Origin of the sequence: Cellulomonas sp. PSBB021 (genome assembly GCF_002240455.1) — a bacterium.
Classification (GTDB): Bacteria; Actinomycetota; Actinomycetes; order Actinomycetales; family Cellulomonadaceae; genus Cellulomonas; species Cellulomonas uda.
This window is the reverse complement of sequence record NZ_CP021430.1, coordinates 2507951-2523258: the sequence shown is the minus strand read 5'-3', so window position 1 is coordinate 2523258 and position 15308 is coordinate 2507951. Positions and strand designations below refer to the sequence as shown.

16 protein-coding genes and 1 tRNA gene are annotated in these 15308 nt (G+C 73.6%); 10 read left to right on the top strand and 7 right to left on the bottom strand.

The window, feature by feature from the left end; translation table 11 throughout:
- Both CBP52_RS11540 and CBP52_RS11535 read right to left on the bottom strand, forming a co-directional pair.
- Entirely contained in the window at window positions 1-1110 is a 1110-nt protein-coding gene (locus CBP52_RS11540; protein WP_094181069.1) for an ABC transporter permease, read from the bottom strand.
- Entirely contained in the window at window positions 1107-2159 is a 1053-nt protein-coding gene (locus CBP52_RS11535; protein WP_094181068.1) for an ABC transporter ATP-binding protein, read from the bottom strand. Before CBP52_RS11535 ends, CBP52_RS11540 begins: the two co-directional genes overlap by 4 nt.
- Before the next feature lie 164 nt (window positions 2160-2323).
- On the opposite strand from CBP52_RS11535, the gene CBP52_RS11530 reads away from it, so the two are divergent.
- The 7 genes from CBP52_RS11530 to CBP52_RS11500 all read left to right on the top strand — a co-directional run bounded on the left by CBP52_RS11530 (window position 2324) and on the right by CBP52_RS11500 (window position 8903).
- A complete protein-coding gene (locus CBP52_RS11530; protein WP_094181067.1) occupies window positions 2324-2773 on the top strand; it encodes a thioredoxin family protein in 450 nt (149 codons plus the stop codon).
- Between the two features lie 82 nt (window positions 2774-2855).
- Complete coding sequence (locus CBP52_RS11525) at window positions 2856-3314, top strand: DUF4395 domain-containing protein (RefSeq protein WP_094181066.1); 459 nt, start codon at window positions 2856-2858, stop codon at window positions 3312-3314.
- Between the two features lie 126 nt (window positions 3315-3440).
- Window positions 3441-4712 carry an aspartate kinase gene (locus CBP52_RS11520; protein ID WP_094182341.1) on the top strand — a complete coding sequence of 424 codons (1272 nt, stop codon included), beginning with the start codon at window positions 3441-3443 and terminating at the stop codon, window positions 4710-4712.
- On the top strand, window positions 4709-5767 hold the full coding sequence (locus CBP52_RS11515; RefSeq protein WP_094181065.1) for an aspartate-semialdehyde dehydrogenase: 1059 nt from the start codon (window positions 4709-4711) through the stop codon (window positions 5765-5767). Before CBP52_RS11520 ends, CBP52_RS11515 begins: the two co-directional genes overlap by 4 nt.
- A gap of 168 nt (window positions 5768-5935) precedes the next feature.
- The gene (locus CBP52_RS11510; RefSeq protein ID WP_094181064.1) at window positions 5936-7348 is read left to right on the top strand and encodes a sensor domain-containing protein; all 1413 of its coding nucleotides are present in this window, start codon (window positions 5936-5938) and stop codon (window positions 7346-7348) included.
- The gene (locus CBP52_RS11505) at window positions 7336-7998 is read left to right on the top strand and encodes a response regulator transcription factor (RefSeq protein ID WP_094181063.1); all 663 of its coding nucleotides are present in this window, start codon (window positions 7336-7338) and stop codon (window positions 7996-7998) included. Before CBP52_RS11510 ends, CBP52_RS11505 begins: the two co-directional genes overlap by 13 nt.
- On the top strand, window positions 7995-8903 hold the full coding sequence (locus CBP52_RS11500; RefSeq protein WP_094181062.1) for a DUF4097 family beta strand repeat-containing protein: 909 nt from the start codon (window positions 7995-7997) through the stop codon (window positions 8901-8903). Before CBP52_RS11505 ends, CBP52_RS11500 begins: the two co-directional genes overlap by 4 nt.
- 84 nt (window positions 8904-8987) lie before the next feature.
- On the opposite strand, the gene CBP52_RS11495 is transcribed toward CBP52_RS11500, so the two are convergent.
- From CBP52_RS11495 to CBP52_RS11485, 3 genes are all read right to left on the bottom strand, one after another.
- A tRNA-Pro gene (locus CBP52_RS11495) sits at window positions 8988-9061 on the bottom strand.
- A gap of 99 nt (window positions 9062-9160) precedes the next feature.
- Complete coding sequence (locus tag CBP52_RS11490) at window positions 9161-10123, bottom strand: metallophosphoesterase (protein ID WP_094181061.1); 963 nt, start codon at window positions 10121-10123, stop codon at window positions 9161-9163.
- Window positions 10120-12591, bottom strand: coding sequence for a transglycosylase domain-containing protein (locus CBP52_RS11485; protein ID WP_094181060.1), 2472 nt, complete (start codon window positions 12589-12591; stop codon window positions 10120-10122). The genes CBP52_RS11490 and CBP52_RS11485 overlap by 4 nt, the downstream gene beginning before the upstream one ends.
- A gap of 374 nt (window positions 12592-12965) precedes the next feature.
- Between CBP52_RS11485 and CBP52_RS11480 the strand changes: the two genes are divergently transcribed.
- From CBP52_RS11480 to CBP52_RS11470, 3 genes are all read left to right on the top strand, one after another.
- Entirely contained in the window at window positions 12966-13256 is a 291-nt protein-coding gene (locus tag CBP52_RS11480) for a WhiB family transcriptional regulator (RefSeq protein ID WP_094181059.1), read from the top strand.
- Window positions 13257-13318: 62 nt separating this feature from the next.
- Window positions 13319-13477, top strand: coding sequence for a DUF4177 domain-containing protein (locus CBP52_RS11475; RefSeq protein ID WP_094181058.1), 159 nt, complete (start codon window positions 13319-13321; stop codon window positions 13475-13477).
- A complete protein-coding gene (locus tag CBP52_RS11470; protein WP_094181057.1) occupies window positions 13477-13962 on the top strand; it encodes a RidA family protein in 486 nt (161 codons plus the stop codon). Before CBP52_RS11475 ends, CBP52_RS11470 begins: the two co-directional genes overlap by 1 nt.
- Window positions 13963-14015: 53 nt before the next feature.
- On the opposite strand, the gene CBP52_RS11465 is transcribed toward CBP52_RS11470, so the two are convergent.
- Window positions 14016-14693, bottom strand: a complete 678-nt coding sequence (locus CBP52_RS11465) for a Crp/Fnr family transcriptional regulator (protein ID WP_094181056.1) — start codon at window positions 14691-14693, stop codon at window positions 14016-14018.
- 126 nt (window positions 14694-14819) lie between these two features.
- The gene (locus CBP52_RS11460; RefSeq protein ID WP_094181055.1) at window positions 14820-15233 is read right to left on the bottom strand and encodes a hypothetical protein; all 414 of its coding nucleotides are present in this window, start codon (window positions 15231-15233) and stop codon (window positions 14820-14822) included.
- Between the last annotated feature and the right edge of the window lie 75 nt (window positions 15234-15308).

Below are 15308 nucleotides of genomic sequence, written 5' to 3'. Positions count from 1 at the left end.
TCAGGCCACGCGGGTCCCGCGGGGCAGCGTGCGGGTCGGGATGGACAGGCGCCGCACGGCGAGCACGTAGCCCACGGCGCCGAGCGCGAGGTTGAGGCCGAGTCCCCAGGGCCACACGGGTGCGTCGCTCGTGGCGTCCTCGAAGTCGTCGTTCATCCAGCACTCGTCGACCTTGCCCTCGGCCCCGGCGCGCACCTGCCGGACGACGTGCCGCAGGCCGCCCAGGACGTCGGACTCGTCGTCGAGGGCGGTGCGTCCCGCGCCGTCGGCGACGACGACGAAGGGGTTCACGGCGAGCAGCCACCACGTGCGCTCGGTGTGCGCGACGTCCCGCTCGCCCGAGCGCCAGACGCACTCCACGTCCGCGGAGCCGTCCCAGTCGTCGGGCATCGAGTAGACCTGGACGCGGTCGGTGGATGTGACGGAGCCGTAGGTCAGCCCGAACAGCATGGGCGACAGGAACGTGACGGCCGCGACGACGATGAACGTCAGCACGGTCGACCCGGCGGTGCGGGACACGAGCGCGGACATCCCCAGCCCGATCGCGCAGACGGCGACGAGCAGCGCGGCGATCAGCAGCACGACGCGCAGCAGGGCCCACCAGGAGGTCGGCCCGGACGCGGTCGCGAGCGCGAGGAACGGCACGCTCAGGACGAGGAACGCGCATGCGGCGGCCCACGCGGCGAGCAGCTTGCCGAGGGCGATCTCCGCGGGCGTCAGGAGCGTGACCTGGAGCGTCGCGAGCGTGCCCGCGTTGCGGTCGCCGTTGACGGAGGTGGAGGACAGCGTCGGCGTGACGAGCAGCCCGAGCCCGAGCACCAGGAACGTCACGGCGGCGAACAGCACGGGCCCCTGGCTGGCGCGCGTCATCCCCGCGTCGCCGGTGCCGAACACCGTGCCGAGCGCGCCGAGCATGAGGAGCGTGAGCGCCCCGATGACGACGGTCCACACGACGAGCGCGACGACCCACCGGGTCGAGCGCACGCGCTGGCGCAGCTCGAGGGCCGCGACCGTGCGCACGCCGTGCCAGGTCAGGCTCCACCGGCCGCGGATGCGGGGCGTGCCGCCCGGGGCGGGCGCCGCCGCCGGGACCTCGATCGTCTGCGTCATCGCCGCTCCTCCTCGAGTGCCAGGTACGCGCGCTCGAGCGCGCCCGCCGCGGGCGCGAGCGAGACCAGCGGGACGCCGGCGGTGACCGCGTCGCGCACGAGCCGCGCCGCACCCTCGTCGCCGTCGACCGTGAGCAGCACGCCTCCGGGCTCCTCACGTGGCGGTTGGTGGGGGTCCTGCTCGTCGTCGGGCCGCCACGACGCCCCGGCGGCCGTGAGCCAGCCGACGAGCGCCGCGTAGGACAGGGCACGCACGTGCCACGTCGCGCTCGCCGCTGCCCCCGCGCGCACCGTGCCGGCGCCGAGCTCGTCGGACGTGACGGTGCGGCCGCGGGAGACGAACACGACGTCGTCGGCCATCTCCTCGAGCTCGGCGAGGATGTGGCTGGAGACGATCACGGTGCGGCCCTCGTCGGCGAGGCGGCGCAGCAGCAGGCGCAGGTCGACGCGCGAGCGCGGGTCGAGGCCCGAGGCGGGCTCGTCGAGCAGCAGCACCTGCGGGTCGTGCACGAGCGCCCGGGCCAGGCCGAGCCGCTGCTTCTGCCCGCGGGAGAGCACGGACGCCGGGCGGTCGGCGTACTCGGTGAGGTGCACGGTGGCGAGCAGCTCGGCGGCCCGGCGGCGCGCGGTCGCGGGGTCGAGCCGGTACGCGGCGCCGAACGTGTGCAGCACCTCGCGCGCGGTGAGCGAGTCCCACGTGCCGAACGCGTCGGGCATCCAGCCGGTGCGGCCGCGCGCGGCGAGGCCGTCGGTGACCGGGTCGTGGCCCGCGACGCGGACCTCGCCCGCGTCCGGCACGAGCAGTCCCGCGAGCACGAGCAGGAGCGTGGTCTTGCCCGAGCCGTTGGGCCCGACGAGCGCGGTCACGGCTCCCGAGCGCGCGGTGAACGAGACGCCGTCGAGCGCCTGCACGGAGCCGAACGCGCGGCGCAGGTCGCGCACGACGACGCCCGGCGCCGGGCTGGGCGCGGCTGCCGCGGCGGGCCCGGGGCCGGGTGCCGAGGTCGGGGGTGCCGGCGGCCCCTCGGGGGGAGCGGGAGTGTCGGTCATGCGAGCGACCCTAGGAGTCTGGGCCCGGCCGCGGAGTCGTCCTGCGGGTGGATCTGCCGGTGGCGCGCGTCATCACCCGGTCGGGTGGCGTCCGTCCGCGTGTCGACCGTCGCCTACCTTGACCGGCTCGGTCGGGTTATCGTGAGCGCCTCGACCCGGGAGGCATGGTGAAGGAAGTCGCGCTCGTCGCGGTGGTCCTCGCGCTCGCCTCCGTGCTCGGGGTCGTGTGGCGGGCGCGCAACGGCCGGTTCCGCGCCGCGCCGTCGACGAGCGTCGCGGCCGCCGGCCTCGTCGTCCTGACGCCCGACGAGGTGACGGTGCCGCTCGGTGCCCGCGCGACGTTCCTGCAGGTCTCGAGCGAGGTCTGCAGCGCGTGCCGTTCGACGCACCGCGTGCTGTCCGCGGTCGCCGCGCAGGAGCCCGGCGTGGTGCACGTCGAGCTCGACGCCGCCCAGCACCTGGACCTGGTGCGCCGCCTCGACGTGCTGCGCACCCCCACCACGTTCGTGCTCGCGCACGACGGCTCGGTCGTCGGTCGCATGTCCGGTGCCACCGACCGCCGGCAGGCCCTCGCCGCGCTCGAGTCCTGTCCGGACGTGGCGCCGGCCCGCTGACCCTCCCGCCCCCGCGGGACCACCGCCCGTCGCCCGTCCTCCGGCGACGCGCGTCGTCGGACTCCCCCCACCTGGAGCCGTCATGACCACTGCCTCTGCGACCACCACCTCGGTCGGCGTCGACCCGCGCGGGCCGCGGTTCGGGGCCGGCGTCACCGCCGTCCTGCTCGTCCTCGTCCTGCTGCTCGGCGGCTCGCTCGCGGCGACCGTGCTGCTCGCGCTGGTCGCCGCGAGCTTCGCGCTCGGTGCGGTCGGTGGCGTGGGTGCCACGTGGCAGGGCCGGGTGTTCGCCGCGGTCGTGCGCCCCCGCCTCGTGCCGCCCGCCGAGCTCGAGGACCCGCGCCCGCCGCGGTTCGCGCAGCTCGTCGGCCTGGTGATCACGGCGCTGGGCGTGCTGGGCGCGCTGCTCGGCGCGGCGTGGGCCGTGCCGCTCGCGGCCGCGTTCGCGCTGGTCGCGGCGTTCCTCAACGCGGTGTTCGGGCTGTGCCTCGGCTGCGAGCTGTACCTGCTGGGCGTGCGCCTGCGCGCGCGCCGGCCGTGACGGCCGCGGCGACCGCATCCTGATACTGCTGGCCCTCGCGCGCCGGCGGCGCTTACGATCCCTGCGACCAGGAGGACCCGGCGGGCCGTTGAGACAGACGGCGACCGGCGACAGATGGAGCAGCACGTGGCACTTGTCGTGCAGAAGTACGGCGGTTCGTCGGTAGCGGACGCCGAGAGCATCAAGAGGGTGGCCAAGCGCATCGCCGCGGCGAAGCGCGCCGGGGACGACGTCGTGGTCGTCGTGTCGGCCATGGGTGACACCACCGACGACCTCCTCGACCTCGCGAAGCAGGTCTCGCCCCTGCCGCCGCAGCGTGAGATGGACATCCTCCTCACGGCGGGTGAGCGCATCTCGATGTCGCTGCTGGCGATGGCGATCAACAACCTCGGGGTGCGCGCGAAGTCCTTCACGGGCCAGCAGGCGGGCGTCATCACCGACGCCGTGCACGGCAAGGCCCGCATCGTCGACGTGGTCCCGACGCGCGTGCGCGAGACCGTCGAGAAGGGCCAGGTCGCGATCGTCGCGGGCTTCCAGGGCGTCACGGAGTCGACGAACGACGTGACGACGCTGGGCCGCGGCGGCTCGGACACCACGGCGGTCGCGCTCGCAGCGGGCCTGGGCGCCGACGTCTGCGAGATCTACACGGACGTCGACGGCGTGTTCACCGCCGACCCCCGGATCGTCTCGACCGCCCGCAAGCTCGACCGGGTCTCCTACGACGAGATGCTCGAGCTCGCCGCGTCGGGCGCCAAGGTGCTCATGCTGCGGTGCGTCGAGTACGGCCGCCGCTACTCCGTCCCCATCCACGTGCGCTCGTCGTTCACCAACCACACGGGCACGCTGGTCACCAACGAGAAGAACGAGGACTCAGACGTGGAGCAGCCGATCATCGCGGGCGTCGCGCACGACCGCTCGGAGGCCAAGATCACCGTCGTCGGCGTGCCGGACGTCCCGGGCAAGGCCGCACGGATCTTCCAGGTCGTCGGCGACGCCGGCGTGAACATCGACATGATCGTCCAGAACGTGTCGGTCGCCGCGACGGGCCTGACCGACATCTCGTTCACGCTGCCTGCCCTCGACGGGACCGCGGCGCTCACCGCGCTGACCGAGCGCCAGCCCGACATCGGGTTCCACTCGCTGCAGTTCGACGACTCGATCGGCAAGCTCTCGCTCGTCGGCGCGGGCATGAAGTCGCACCCGGGCGTCTCGGCGAAGCTGTTCGCCGCGCTGGCCGACGCGGGCATCAACATCGAGATGATCTCCACCTCGGAGATCCGGCTCTCGGTGGTGACGCGGGCCGACGACCTGGACGACGCGGTGCGCGCGGTGCACACGGCGTTCGAGCTGGACGCCGAGCAGGACGAGGCCGTGGTGTACGGGGGGACCGGACGATGAGCGGGCTGACCATCGCCGTCGTCGGCGCGACCGGCCAGGTCGGGGCGGTCATGCGCCGCCTGCTCGACGAGCGCGACTTCCCCGTCGCGTCCATCCGCTACTTCGCGTCGGCCCGGTCCGCGGGGCGCACCCTGCCGTGGCGTGACCAGGAGGTCGTCGTCGAGGACGTCGCGACGGCCGACCTGTCGGGCATCGACATCGCGCTGTTCTCCGCGGGTGGCTCGACCTCCAAGGAGCACGCCCCGCGCTTCGCGGCGGCGGGCGCGATCGTCGTCGACAACTCCTCCGCGTGGCGGCGTCACCCGCAGGTGCCGCTCGTCGTGTCCGAGGTGAACCCGGACGCGCTCGACGAGATCCCGCTCGGCATCGTCGCGAACCCGAACTGCACGACGATGGCCGCGATGCCGGTGCTGCGCCCGCTGCACGAGGAGGCCGGCCTGCGTCGCCTCGTCGTCTCGACGTACCAGGCGGTGTCCGGCTCGGGCCTCGCCGGTGCGCAGGAGCTCGACAGCCAGGTCCGTGCGGCGGTCGAGCAGGACACCCTCGGCCTGGTGCACGACGGCTCGTCGGTGTCGTTCCCCGACCCCGTGAAGTACGTCGCGCCGATCGCGTTCGACGTGATCCCGCTCGCGGGCTCGGTCGTCGACGACGGCCGCAACGAGACCGACGAGGAGCAGAAGCTGCGGCACGAGTCGCGCAAGATCCTGTCGGTGCCGGACCTGCTGGTCTCCGGCACGTGCGTGCGGGTCCCGGTGTTCACGGGTCACTCGCTGTCGGTGAACGCGGAGTTCGAGCGGCCGATCAGCCCGGAGCGGGCGCGTGAGCTGCTCGCCGACGCGCCCGGCGTGCGCCTCGAGGACGTCCCGACGCCGCTCGCGGCCGCCGGTCAGGACCCGTCGCTCGTCGGACGCATCCGGGCCGACGAGGGCGCGCCCGAGGGCCGCGGTCTGGCGCTGTTCATCTCGAACGACAACCTGCGCAAGGGTGCCGCGCTCAACGCGGTGCAGATCGCCGAGCTGCTGGCGACGCGTCTGACGGCCCGCGCGACGGCCTGACCCCGCCCCGCCCGACCCACCCCTGCCGACCCCGCGGTTCCTCCGGCTCCGACGCACGTGAGCCGGAGGAACCGCGGGGTCGGCGTGCGTGACCGGGGGTTCTCCCTACCGTGACCTGGTGGGCCGACGGGATGTCGACGCAGGCCAGGGGGCCCGTAGGTTCGTGGCATGACCTCGCAGCTCGCTCCCGGCCCGGTCCCCTCCGGGCCCGTCGACCAGCCCGTCGACCCGGTCGACGCCGCCTTCCCGCCCACGTCCCGCGACCTCGCCACCGTGGCGCCCGCGCTGGCCGACTCGGGGCGGTTCGCGCTCGCACCCGTCACGCCCGAGACGTGGCGTGCGCTCGCGCAGACGACCATCGGCTTCCTCTGGCTCGTCACGGTCGGCACCGTCGTGCTGACCGTCGTGCCGATCGCGGTGTCGTTCGTCCTCGTCTTCGGCGTCGGCCTGCTCATGCTCCCGCTCGTCCTGCGCGCGGCCCGGGGGTTCGCCCGCGCCGAGATCGCGCGGCTCGGCGCCCAGACCGGTGCGCTGGTCCCGCCCCCCGTGCCCGCCCACCGCGGCGGACCGGGCTGGTGGTCGCGCTACCTCGCCCCGCTGCGCGACACGCGCGCCTGGGCCGCCCTCGGCTACGCGGCGCTGGCGACCCTCACGTCGTCGCTCGCGTTCGCGCTCGTCGTCGGGCTCGGCGGCGGCGGCCTCGCCGGCATCCTGGCGCCCGTCTACGGCACCGGCCCGCTGCTCGAGGACTGGCTCGGCTGGCCCACGTGGCTCCTCACCGCGGCCCTGGTGCTCGCCGGGCTCGTCGCCCTGTGGCTCGCGGCGCTCGCGGCGCAGGCGACCACGCTCCTGCACGTCCGCATGGCCCGCGGGATGCTCGGCGCACCGCGGTCCGCGTACGAGGTCGCGGTCGCCGACGCCGCGCGCGAGCGCGCCGAGTCACGCGTCGCGCACGTGGAGGAGACCCGCCACCTCGTCGTGGGCGCCGCCGACGACGAGCGCCGCCGCATCGAGCGGGACCTGCACGACGGCGCGCAGCAGCGCCTCGTCGCCCTGGGCCTCGAGCTCGGCGCGGCCAAGCGCCGCGGCGCGCAGGACCCGGAGGTGGCCGCGGCCGCGCTGGACCACGCGCACCGCGAGATCCAGGAGACCCTCGCCGAGCTGCGCGACCTGGTGCGCGGCATCCACCCGGCCGTCCTCACCGACCGCGGCCTCGACGCCGCGCTCAGCGCACTCGCGTCCCGCTCGCCGATCCCCGTGACCGTCCGGACGCCCGACGACGACACGCTCGAGCAGTGCGGCACCGCCGCGCGGGCCGCCGCGTACTTCGTCGTCGCCGAGGCGCTCACCAACGTCGCCAAGCACGCCCAGGCGCGCTCCGCGCAGGTCGCGGTCGCGTGCGACGGCACCACGCTGCGGCTCGTCGTCTCCGACGACGGGCGCGGGGGAGCCGCGGCGGCACCCGGCTCGGGCCTCGACGGCCTGCGCAGCCGCGTCGCCGCCCTGGACGGCACCTTCGACCTCGCCAGCCCCGCCGGGGCCGGCACGACCCTCACCGTGGAGCTCCCGTGCGCATCGTGATCGCGGAGGACTCGGTCCTCCTCCTGGACGGCCTGACCCGGCTGCTGACCGCCGAGGGGCACGACGTCACCGGCTACAAGACCGCCGACGAGCTCGTCGCGGCGCTCGGCCCCGACGCGGCGGTCCCCGACGTGCTGGTGACCGACGTGCGGATGCCTCCCTCGCACACCGACGAGGGTCTGCGCGCCGCGATCCACCTGCGCAGCCTGCACCCGCAGCTCCCCGTGCTCGTGCTCTCGCAGTACGTCGAGCAGCGCTACGCCCGCGACCTGTTCGCGGGTGACGTGCGCGGCCTGGGCTACGTGCTCAAGGACCGCGTGACCGACGTGGACGAGCTGCTCGACGCGATCTCCCGGATCGCGGCCGGCGGCACCGTGATCGACCCGGAGGTCGTCGCGCAGATCATGGCGCGCGCGACCCGGACCGGCCTGGAGGACCTCACCCCGCGCGAGCGGGAGGTCATGGCGCTCGTCGCCGAGGGTCGCTCCAACTCCGCGATCGCCGAGCGCCTGTTCATCGGGCTGCCCGCCGTGGAGAAGCACGTCACCTCGATCCTCACCAAGCTCGGGCTGCCGCCGGACAGCGACGACCACCGTCGCGTCCTGGCCGTGCTGCGCTGGCTCGAGCACCGACCGAACGGAGAGTCATGAGCACCGCCACCCAGACCCCCACGCCGCCCGCACCGGTGCGCGACCCGCGCACCTCCGGCTGGGCCAAGGCCCTGCTGTGGGTGGGCGGCACGATCGGCGCCCTCGCGATCGTGTGGGCCGCCCTCGACGTCACGAGCCTCATCGCCCGTGAGAAGACCACCGGTGAGGCCACGTACGCGGCCGCGCCGACCGTCGAGCTCGTCGCCGACGGCCGCGTGACCGTCACCGCCGGCGGGTCCGACGAGGTGCACGTCTCGCGCGAGGCGCGGTTCGCGTTCGTCGACCCGCACTACGCGGCGAGCGCTTCCTCGGACCGGCTCGTCGTCTCCTACCAGTGCTCGTGGGGCTGGGTGTGGGACTGCGACACCGACCTGGACGTCACGCTGCCCGCGGGCACCGCGATCGTCGTGCGGACCTCCGACGGCGACGTCCGTGCCACCGGGGTGCTCGGTGACGCGGACCTGCGCTCCAGCAACGGCCGCGTCGAGGCCTCCGCGATGGGCGGCGACCTCGTGGCGCACTCGAGCAACGGCAGCGTCGACGTGCGTGACGTCACCGGGTCGGTGCGCGCCACGTCGAGCAACGGCTCGGTGGTCGTGCGCGGCGCCGCCTCGGTCGAGGCGCGCTCGAGCAACGGCCGCGTCGAGGTCGAGGACGTGCAGGGCGTCGTCGTCGCCGAGTCCAGCAACGGTGACGTGCAGGTCGCCGAGGCCCACGACGACATCACCGCCACGTCCAGCAACGGCAGCGTGACCGTGCACGGGACGGGCCGGCCCGTCGCGCTCGACATCCGTACCTCGAACGGCTCGCAGCGCACCGAGGCCCCCACGGACCCCGCGGCCCCCGTGCACGTGACGATCCACTCGTCCAACGGCTCGGTGAGCTACCTGCCCCCGCGGTCCTGACGGACCCGTGTCCGGCGCGACGGCGCGAAAGCGATGGGCCCTCACGCCCCGGCATGATTGCCGGCCGTGAGGGCCCATCTGCTGTCGGGGTGGCGGGATTCGAACCCACGACCTCTTCGTCCCGAACGAAGCGCGCTACCAAGCTGCGCCACACCCCGTGGAAAGCCCGCTCAGACTACCTGACCGACCCCCGGATCTCCGAATCCGTCCCGCCCCGAGACGGGCCCGGGTCCGTCTCGGGTCCGGCCCGGGTCCGGTCAGTGCTCGGCGGGGACCAGGGTGAGGAGCGTCGCCTCCGGGCGGCACGCGAACCGCACGGGTGCGTACGGAGACGTGCCCAGGCCGCCGCTCACGTGCAGCCACGTCGAGCCCGCCCCACCCGGCGCGTCGGGACGGGGCCCGGGCCAGCCGTGCAGGCCCTTGGCACGGCCCGGGTCGAGGTCGCAGTTCGTCACGAGCGCACCCCAGCCGGGGACGGCGAGCTGGCCGCCGTGCGTGTGACCCGCGAGGACCAGGTCGGCGTCGTCGGCCAGGAACGCGTCGAGGACGCGCTGGTAGGGCGCGTGGGTCACGCCCACGTGCAGGTCGACGCCCGGCGTCCCGGCTGGGCCGGGCTCGGTGCGGGCGTCGTCGGGACCGCCCGCGGCGGGCATGCGGTCCCGGTCGAGGTGCGCGTCGTCGGTCCCGACGAACGACACGCGCCGCCCCGCGACGTCCAGGACGCCCCGGTGGTTGTCGAGGTCCAGCCAGCCCGCGGAGCGGAACAGGCGCACCATCTCGCGCCACGGCAGCTCCTGCGGGGGCTGCGGGGGAGTGGAGCGCGCGTCGGCGCGCAGGTACCGCGCCGGGTTCTTGGGCTGCGGCGCGACGTAGTCGTTGGAGCCCATGACGAACACGCCCGGGCGGGCCAGCAGCGGCTCGAGCGCGTGCGCGAGCAGGCCGAACGACTCGAGGTGCGCCCAGTTGTCGCCCGTGTCGACGACGAGGTGCGGGTCGAGCTGCGCGAGCTCGCGCACCCACGCGGCCTTGCGGTCCTGGTCCGGCGTGAGGTGCAGGTCGGAGACGTGCAGCACCCGCAGCGGGTCGTGCCCGCTCGGCAGCACGGGGACCGTCACCTCGCGCAGCGTGTACCAGCGGGCCTCGACCAGGCCCCACGCCACCCCCGCCGCGGCGAGCGCGACGAGGCCCCCCGTGGCGCGGGCGAGCGAGGCTCCCGTCACGGCTTCACAGCGGCGTCGTCACGGCCGCCGCGGTCCCGTCCGGGGGGTCCGGGCTGGTCGCCCTGGCAGGCCGGGTGGTCGGGGTTCACCTCGCACGGGTCGCGGTCCTTCTTGCCGCTCGACAGCGTGAGCGTGATGACGGAGCCGGCGGTCGCGGACCCGCTCGGGTCCTGCCGGGCGACCCGGCCCTCGGGCACGTCCGACTCGATGCGCTCGCTGGAGACGACGACCTGGAACCCGTGCGACGCGAGCGTCTGACGCGCCTCGTCCTCGGTCTGGCCGACCACCCACGGCACGGAGATCTTCTCGCCGTAGATGTACTTGGCCGGCGGCTCGTCGAAGGACGGGTTGTCCTGGTCGCCGAGCGCGTCCTCCATGAACCGGACCCAGGTGGGCGCGGCGATCGACGAACCCCACGGACCGCCGCCGTACCCGCCGTAGTACTTGCCGTTGATCGTCAGGCCGTGCATCGACTTCATGCCGTCGGTGTGGCCGACCCACACGGCGGCGGACAGCTTGGGCGTGTAGCCGACGAACCACGTGTGCTCGTTCTGCGACGTCGTGCCGGTCTTCCCCGCGGCGGCGAAGCCGGGCTGCTTGACGCCCTTCGCGGTGCCCTTCCAGACGTTGCTGAGCGCGTAGTTCATCGTCTTGGCGATGTTCTGGTCGATCTTCTGGCTGCACCCGGCGCTCGGCACCTCGAGCTCCTTGCCGTCGCTCTTGGTGACCTTGAGGACGGCGATGGGCTTGCAGTACTTGCCGTCGGCGGCGAACGCGGCGAACGCGGAGGCCATCGTGAGCGGCGAGACGGACTGCGAGCCGAGGACGTTCGCGGGCAGCGGGTCGATCTGCCCGTCGCCGGCGAGCCCACCGGCCTTCACGACGCCCAGCTCGGCCGCACCGGTGAAGATGCCGCACAGGTCGACCTTGCTCGCCATGGCGACGTACGCCGAGTTCACCGAGTTCATGGTGCCCTGCAGGACGGTCATGACGCCCTTGCCGCCCTCGGCGTTGTTGAAGTCCCAGGTCCCGGTCAGGTTGGTGCACGACGCCTTGAACTCCGAGAGGTTGTACGACATCTTCGTCGCGTTGAGGACCTCGTAGAGCGAGTGCCCCTCCTTGAGCCACTGCAGCAGCGTGAACGGCTTGAACGTCGAGCCGGGCGGGAAGCCGGAGGCGCTGCCGAACGCGTTGTCCGCGGTGAAGTTCACCGCGGTCTCGCGGTCGCCGTGCTCGAGCGTGTTGTTGTACACCCGGTTCTGCGCCATGGCCTTGATCTGGCCCGTCCCGGGCTCGACGACGACCATCGCGGTGCCGATGCCGGAGGAGTCGTCGACCGGGATCCCGGCCTTGACCTCCTTGTCGGCGTCGGCCTGCATGTCCTTGTCGAGCGTCGTCCAGATGGTCAGGCCGCCCGTGAGCAGCAGGTGGCGCCGCTCCTTGGCGGTCTCACCGAACGCGGGGTCGTTCGCGATGACCTTGGTGACGTAGTCGCAGAAGAACCCCGAGCCCGGCACGGTCTCGCCGGCCGACATGCAGCCGAGCTTGGCGGACTGGGGGTTGAGGGTGTCCTCGATGGGCGTCTTCTTGCCCTCCTTGAACTCCTTCTCCGTGATGTAGCCCTCGCGGAGCATGAGGCTCAGCACCGTGTTGCGGCGCTTCTCCACCCGCTTCGGCTGCTTCAGCGGGTCCCAGTACGACGGCGACTTGGTGATGCCGGCGATCGTCGCGGCCTGCAGGTAGTTGAGCTTGCTCGCGCGCATCCCGAAGTAGCGCTGCGAGGCGGCCTCGACGCCGTAGACGTTGGTGCCGAACGCCGCGATGTTGAGGTACTTCTCGAGGATCTCGTTCTTGGACATCGTCTTCTCGAGCGTGATCGCGAGCTTCGCCTCGCGGAGCTTGCGCGCGAGGCCCTCGGTGCCCTCGTCGGCGCGGGCCTCCTCGATGGCGGCGAGCCTCGCCTCCTCGGTGTCCTCGTTCAGGGCCGCGTCGATCAGCACGTTCTTGACGTACTGCTGCGTGAGCGTGGACGCGCCCTCCTGCGAGACGTGCAGCGCGTTGCGCGCGGCCGCACGGAACATGCCCATGACGTCGACGCCCGCGTGCTGGTAGAACCGGCGGTCTTCGGTCGCGATCACGGCCTTCTGCATGATCTCGGCGATCTGGTCGAGCGGGACGACGACGCGGTCCTGGTCGTAGAACGTCGCGAGCGTGGTGCCGTCGGACGCGAGGATGCGTGACTTCTGGGGCAGCGGGCTCTGCTTGAGCTCGGTGGGCAGGTCGTCGAACGCGGTGACGGACATGTTCGTCACGCCGTTCGCGATCGCGACGCCCGGCAGGGCGAGCCCCGCGGCGAGCACGCCGCCGATCCCGGCGACCAGCACGAAGGACAGCAGGAGGGCCAGCGCCTGGACGGCGTTGACCTGGCGGCCGCGCGTGCGGGCAGGCGTGCGGGCAGGGTTCGGCATGCCCGTCAGGGTAGTCGGCCCACCTGGACGACCGCCTCGTACCAGGGGAGGACCCGGACCTCTGCACCGGACCTGCACATCCACCGTCCGTGGGGTGACCGCTCATCCCCGGTCCCGACGAGGGTCCGCGCGGTCGGGTGCACCCGGTCGGGTCGAGCCGGGGTGCCCGGTTCACCCGATCCGGTCACCGCGTGCGGGAGCGCGTCCACACCTCGGGATGACCCGATCGGAGTCTCGTCAAGATTCCAGATCACGCGCTAGTTTTCCAGTCATCCAGCGGACGACGACGCCTTGTGGTAAAAGCCAATGACGCTCAGAGGTCCGGGAACGGTACCGGCGACGGGGGCCTCGCCGACTTCGAGCAAGGGGGCGCGGTGGTAGCGACCAAGGAGGGTCACTGGACCGCGTCTGCGGCCTGCGGGTCCGGGAACGTCTCGCCCGACGCGCTGTTCGTCGAGGGCTCCGCGCAGCGTGACGCCCGGTCGGTGTGCCAGCAGTGCCCCGTCCGGCTCGAGTGCCTCGCCGACGCGCTCGACAACCGCATGGACTTCGGGGTGTGGGGCGGGATGACCGAGCGGGAACGCCGCGCGCTGCTGCGCCGCCGGCCCGAGGTCCGCTCGTGGTGGTCGGAGCTCGTCCCGCGCGGCGAGCTGGTCCCGAACTGAGCGACCCGTCGCGGCGGTGGCCGGGACGCACGGCCGCGCAGGCGGCTGGCTAGGGTGGGCGCATGGCGACCAAGTGGGAGTACGCGACCGTCCCCCTCATCATCCACATGACCAAGGCGATCCTCGACCAGTGGGGCTCCGACGGCTGGGAGCTCGTGCAGGTGGTCCCGGGGCCCGGTGACGGCCTCGTCGCCTACCTCAAGCGCCCGCTGGACTCCTGATGGGTGCCGCGCAGCGGCTCGCCGAGCTCGGGCTCACGCTCCCGTCGGTGGCCGCGCCCGTCGCGGCGTACGTCCCGGCGGTCCGCAGCGGCGCGCACGTGCACACGTCCGGGCAGCTGCCGTTCGTCGACGGCGCGCTGCCGACCACCGGCAAGGTCGGCGCGCAGGTCGGTCCCGACGAGGCCACGGTGCTCGCCCGGACCGCGGCGCTCAACGCCCTCGCCGCGGTGGCTGCGCTCGTCGAGCGGGAGGGCGGGCCTGCGGGTGCGGACGCGCTCGACCGGATCGTGCGGGTGGTCAAGGTCGTCGGGTTCGTCGCGAGCGACCCGTCGTTCACCGGCCAGCCCGCGGTCGTCAACGGCGCGAGCCTGCTGCTGCACGACGTGCTCGGTGACGCGGGCGTGCACGCCCGGTCCGCGGTCGGGGTCGCGGTGCTGCCGCTGGACTCCCCGGTCGAGGTCGAGATCGTCGTCGAGACGGCGTAGACGCGTCGGAGGCCCGGACCGACGGTCCGGGCCTCCGACGTCGTCGAGGCGCGTCAGCGCGCGCGGCGCTCCAGGCGGTCGATGTCCAGCAGGACGACCGCACGCCCCTCGCGGCGCACCCAGCCGCGGGCGGCGAAGTCGGCCAGGGCCTTGTTCACGGTCTCGCGCGAGGCGCCGACGAGCTGCGCGAGCTCCTCCTGCGTGAGGTCGTGCGCGACGCGCACCCCCTCGTCCACCTGCTCGCCGAACCGCGTCGACAGGTCCAGCAGCGCCTTCGCCACCCGGCCCGGCACGTCGGAGAACACGAGGTCGGCGAGCGCCTCGTTGGTACGGCGCAGCCGGCGCGCGAGCGCCTGCAGCAGGTGCCGCGCCACGTCGGGGTTGTCGGCGAGCCAGCGGACCAGGTCGTCGTGGTCGAGCTCGAGCAGGACCGCGTCGGCGACGACGGTCGCGGTGGCCGTGCGGGGACCCGGGTCGAACATCGAGAGCTCGCCGAACATCTCGCCCGGGCCGAGCACCGCGAGCAGGTTCTCCCGCCCGTCGGTCGAGCGCCGACCGAGCTTGATCTTGCCGTCCCGCACGATGTAGAGCCGGTCACCCGGCTCGCCCTCGTGGAACAGCACGTCGCCTCGCACCATCTCGAGCGGGGTCATGCTCGCGACGAGCGCGAGCGCCGCGTCCTCGTCCAGTCCGGCGAACAGCGGTGCTGACAGCACGACGTCCTCAGCCACGCCACGCTCCTTCGTCTCGATCCAGCCCGGAACACTCCGGTTCACCCGGCGCGCCGAGGCCCGGCCACGTCGAGATCCACCCACCAGTCTGCCGCATCCGGCGTCGCTGTCCCGCGCGAGCGGGGGTCAGCGACGGACCGGTGGCGTCGCCACGACGTCGCCGGCGCACGCCGGGTGGTCGGCGAGACGCGAGATCAGACGGTCCGTGGTGCGTGCGAGCGCCTCCGTGACGCCCTGCTCGTACAGCGCGAGCTGCTCGTCCAGCGCGCGCAGCCGGTCGATCGCGGGCATGTCGCTCGGTTGCAGGTCCGGCAGCAGACGCTCGAGCTCGCCCATGCGCGGCACGCCGAGCGTGACGTCGAGCGGCAGCTGGAACGCGACGTCCTCACCGAGCGGTGCGGGCCGCGCGGCTGCCGCCAGCGCCAGGTCGAGACGTGCGCGTACGAGCCGCCGCCACCAGCCGACGCGCTGGCTCTCGGCACGTAGCGCCCGTCGGTCGAGCCGCAGGCTGCGGACGCCGTGGTCGCCCCCAGATGTCATCGTGGTACGTCCTCCTCGTCCCGCTGACCAGTACGTCTACGGCAGACCGGACGTCCGACTTGAACGGTTCGGCCC

Coding starts and splice junctions, on each gene's coding strand:
- CBP52_RS11540 (WP_094181069.1), bottom strand. CDS start 1,110: ATGACGCAGACGATCGAGGTCCCGGCGGCGGCGCCCGCCCCGGGCGGC.
- CBP52_RS11460 (WP_094181055.1), bottom strand. CDS start 15,233: ATGACATCTGGGGGCGACCACGGCGTCCGCAGCCTGCGGCTCGACCGA.
- CBP52_RS11475 (WP_094181058.1), top strand. CDS start 13,319: ATGGCGACCAAGTGGGAGTACGCGACCGTCCCCCTCATCATCCACATG.
- CBP52_RS11500 (WP_094181062.1), top strand. CDS start 7,995: ATGAGCACCGCCACCCAGACCCCCACGCCGCCCGCACCGGTGCGCGAC.
- CBP52_RS11485 (WP_094181060.1), bottom strand. CDS start 12,591: ATGCCGAACCCTGCCCGCACGCCTGCCCGCACGCGCGGCCGCCAGGTC.
- CBP52_RS11525 (WP_094181066.1), top strand. CDS start 2,856: ATGACCACTGCCTCTGCGACCACCACCTCGGTCGGCGTCGACCCGCGC.
- CBP52_RS11510 (WP_094181064.1), top strand. CDS start 5,936: ATGACCTCGCAGCTCGCTCCCGGCCCGGTCCCCTCCGGGCCCGTCGAC.
- CBP52_RS11535 (WP_094181068.1), bottom strand. CDS start 2,159: ATGACCGACACTCCCGCTCCCCCCGAGGGGCCGCCGGCACCCCCGACC.
- CBP52_RS11530 (WP_094181067.1), top strand. CDS start 2,324: ATGGTGAAGGAAGTCGCGCTCGTCGCGGTGGTCCTCGCGCTCGCCTCC.
- CBP52_RS11470 (WP_094181057.1), top strand. CDS start 13,477: ATGGGTGCCGCGCAGCGGCTCGCCGAGCTCGGGCTCACGCTCCCGTCG.
- CBP52_RS11515 (WP_094181065.1), top strand. CDS start 4,709: ATGAGCGGGCTGACCATCGCCGTCGTCGGCGCGACCGGCCAGGTCGGG.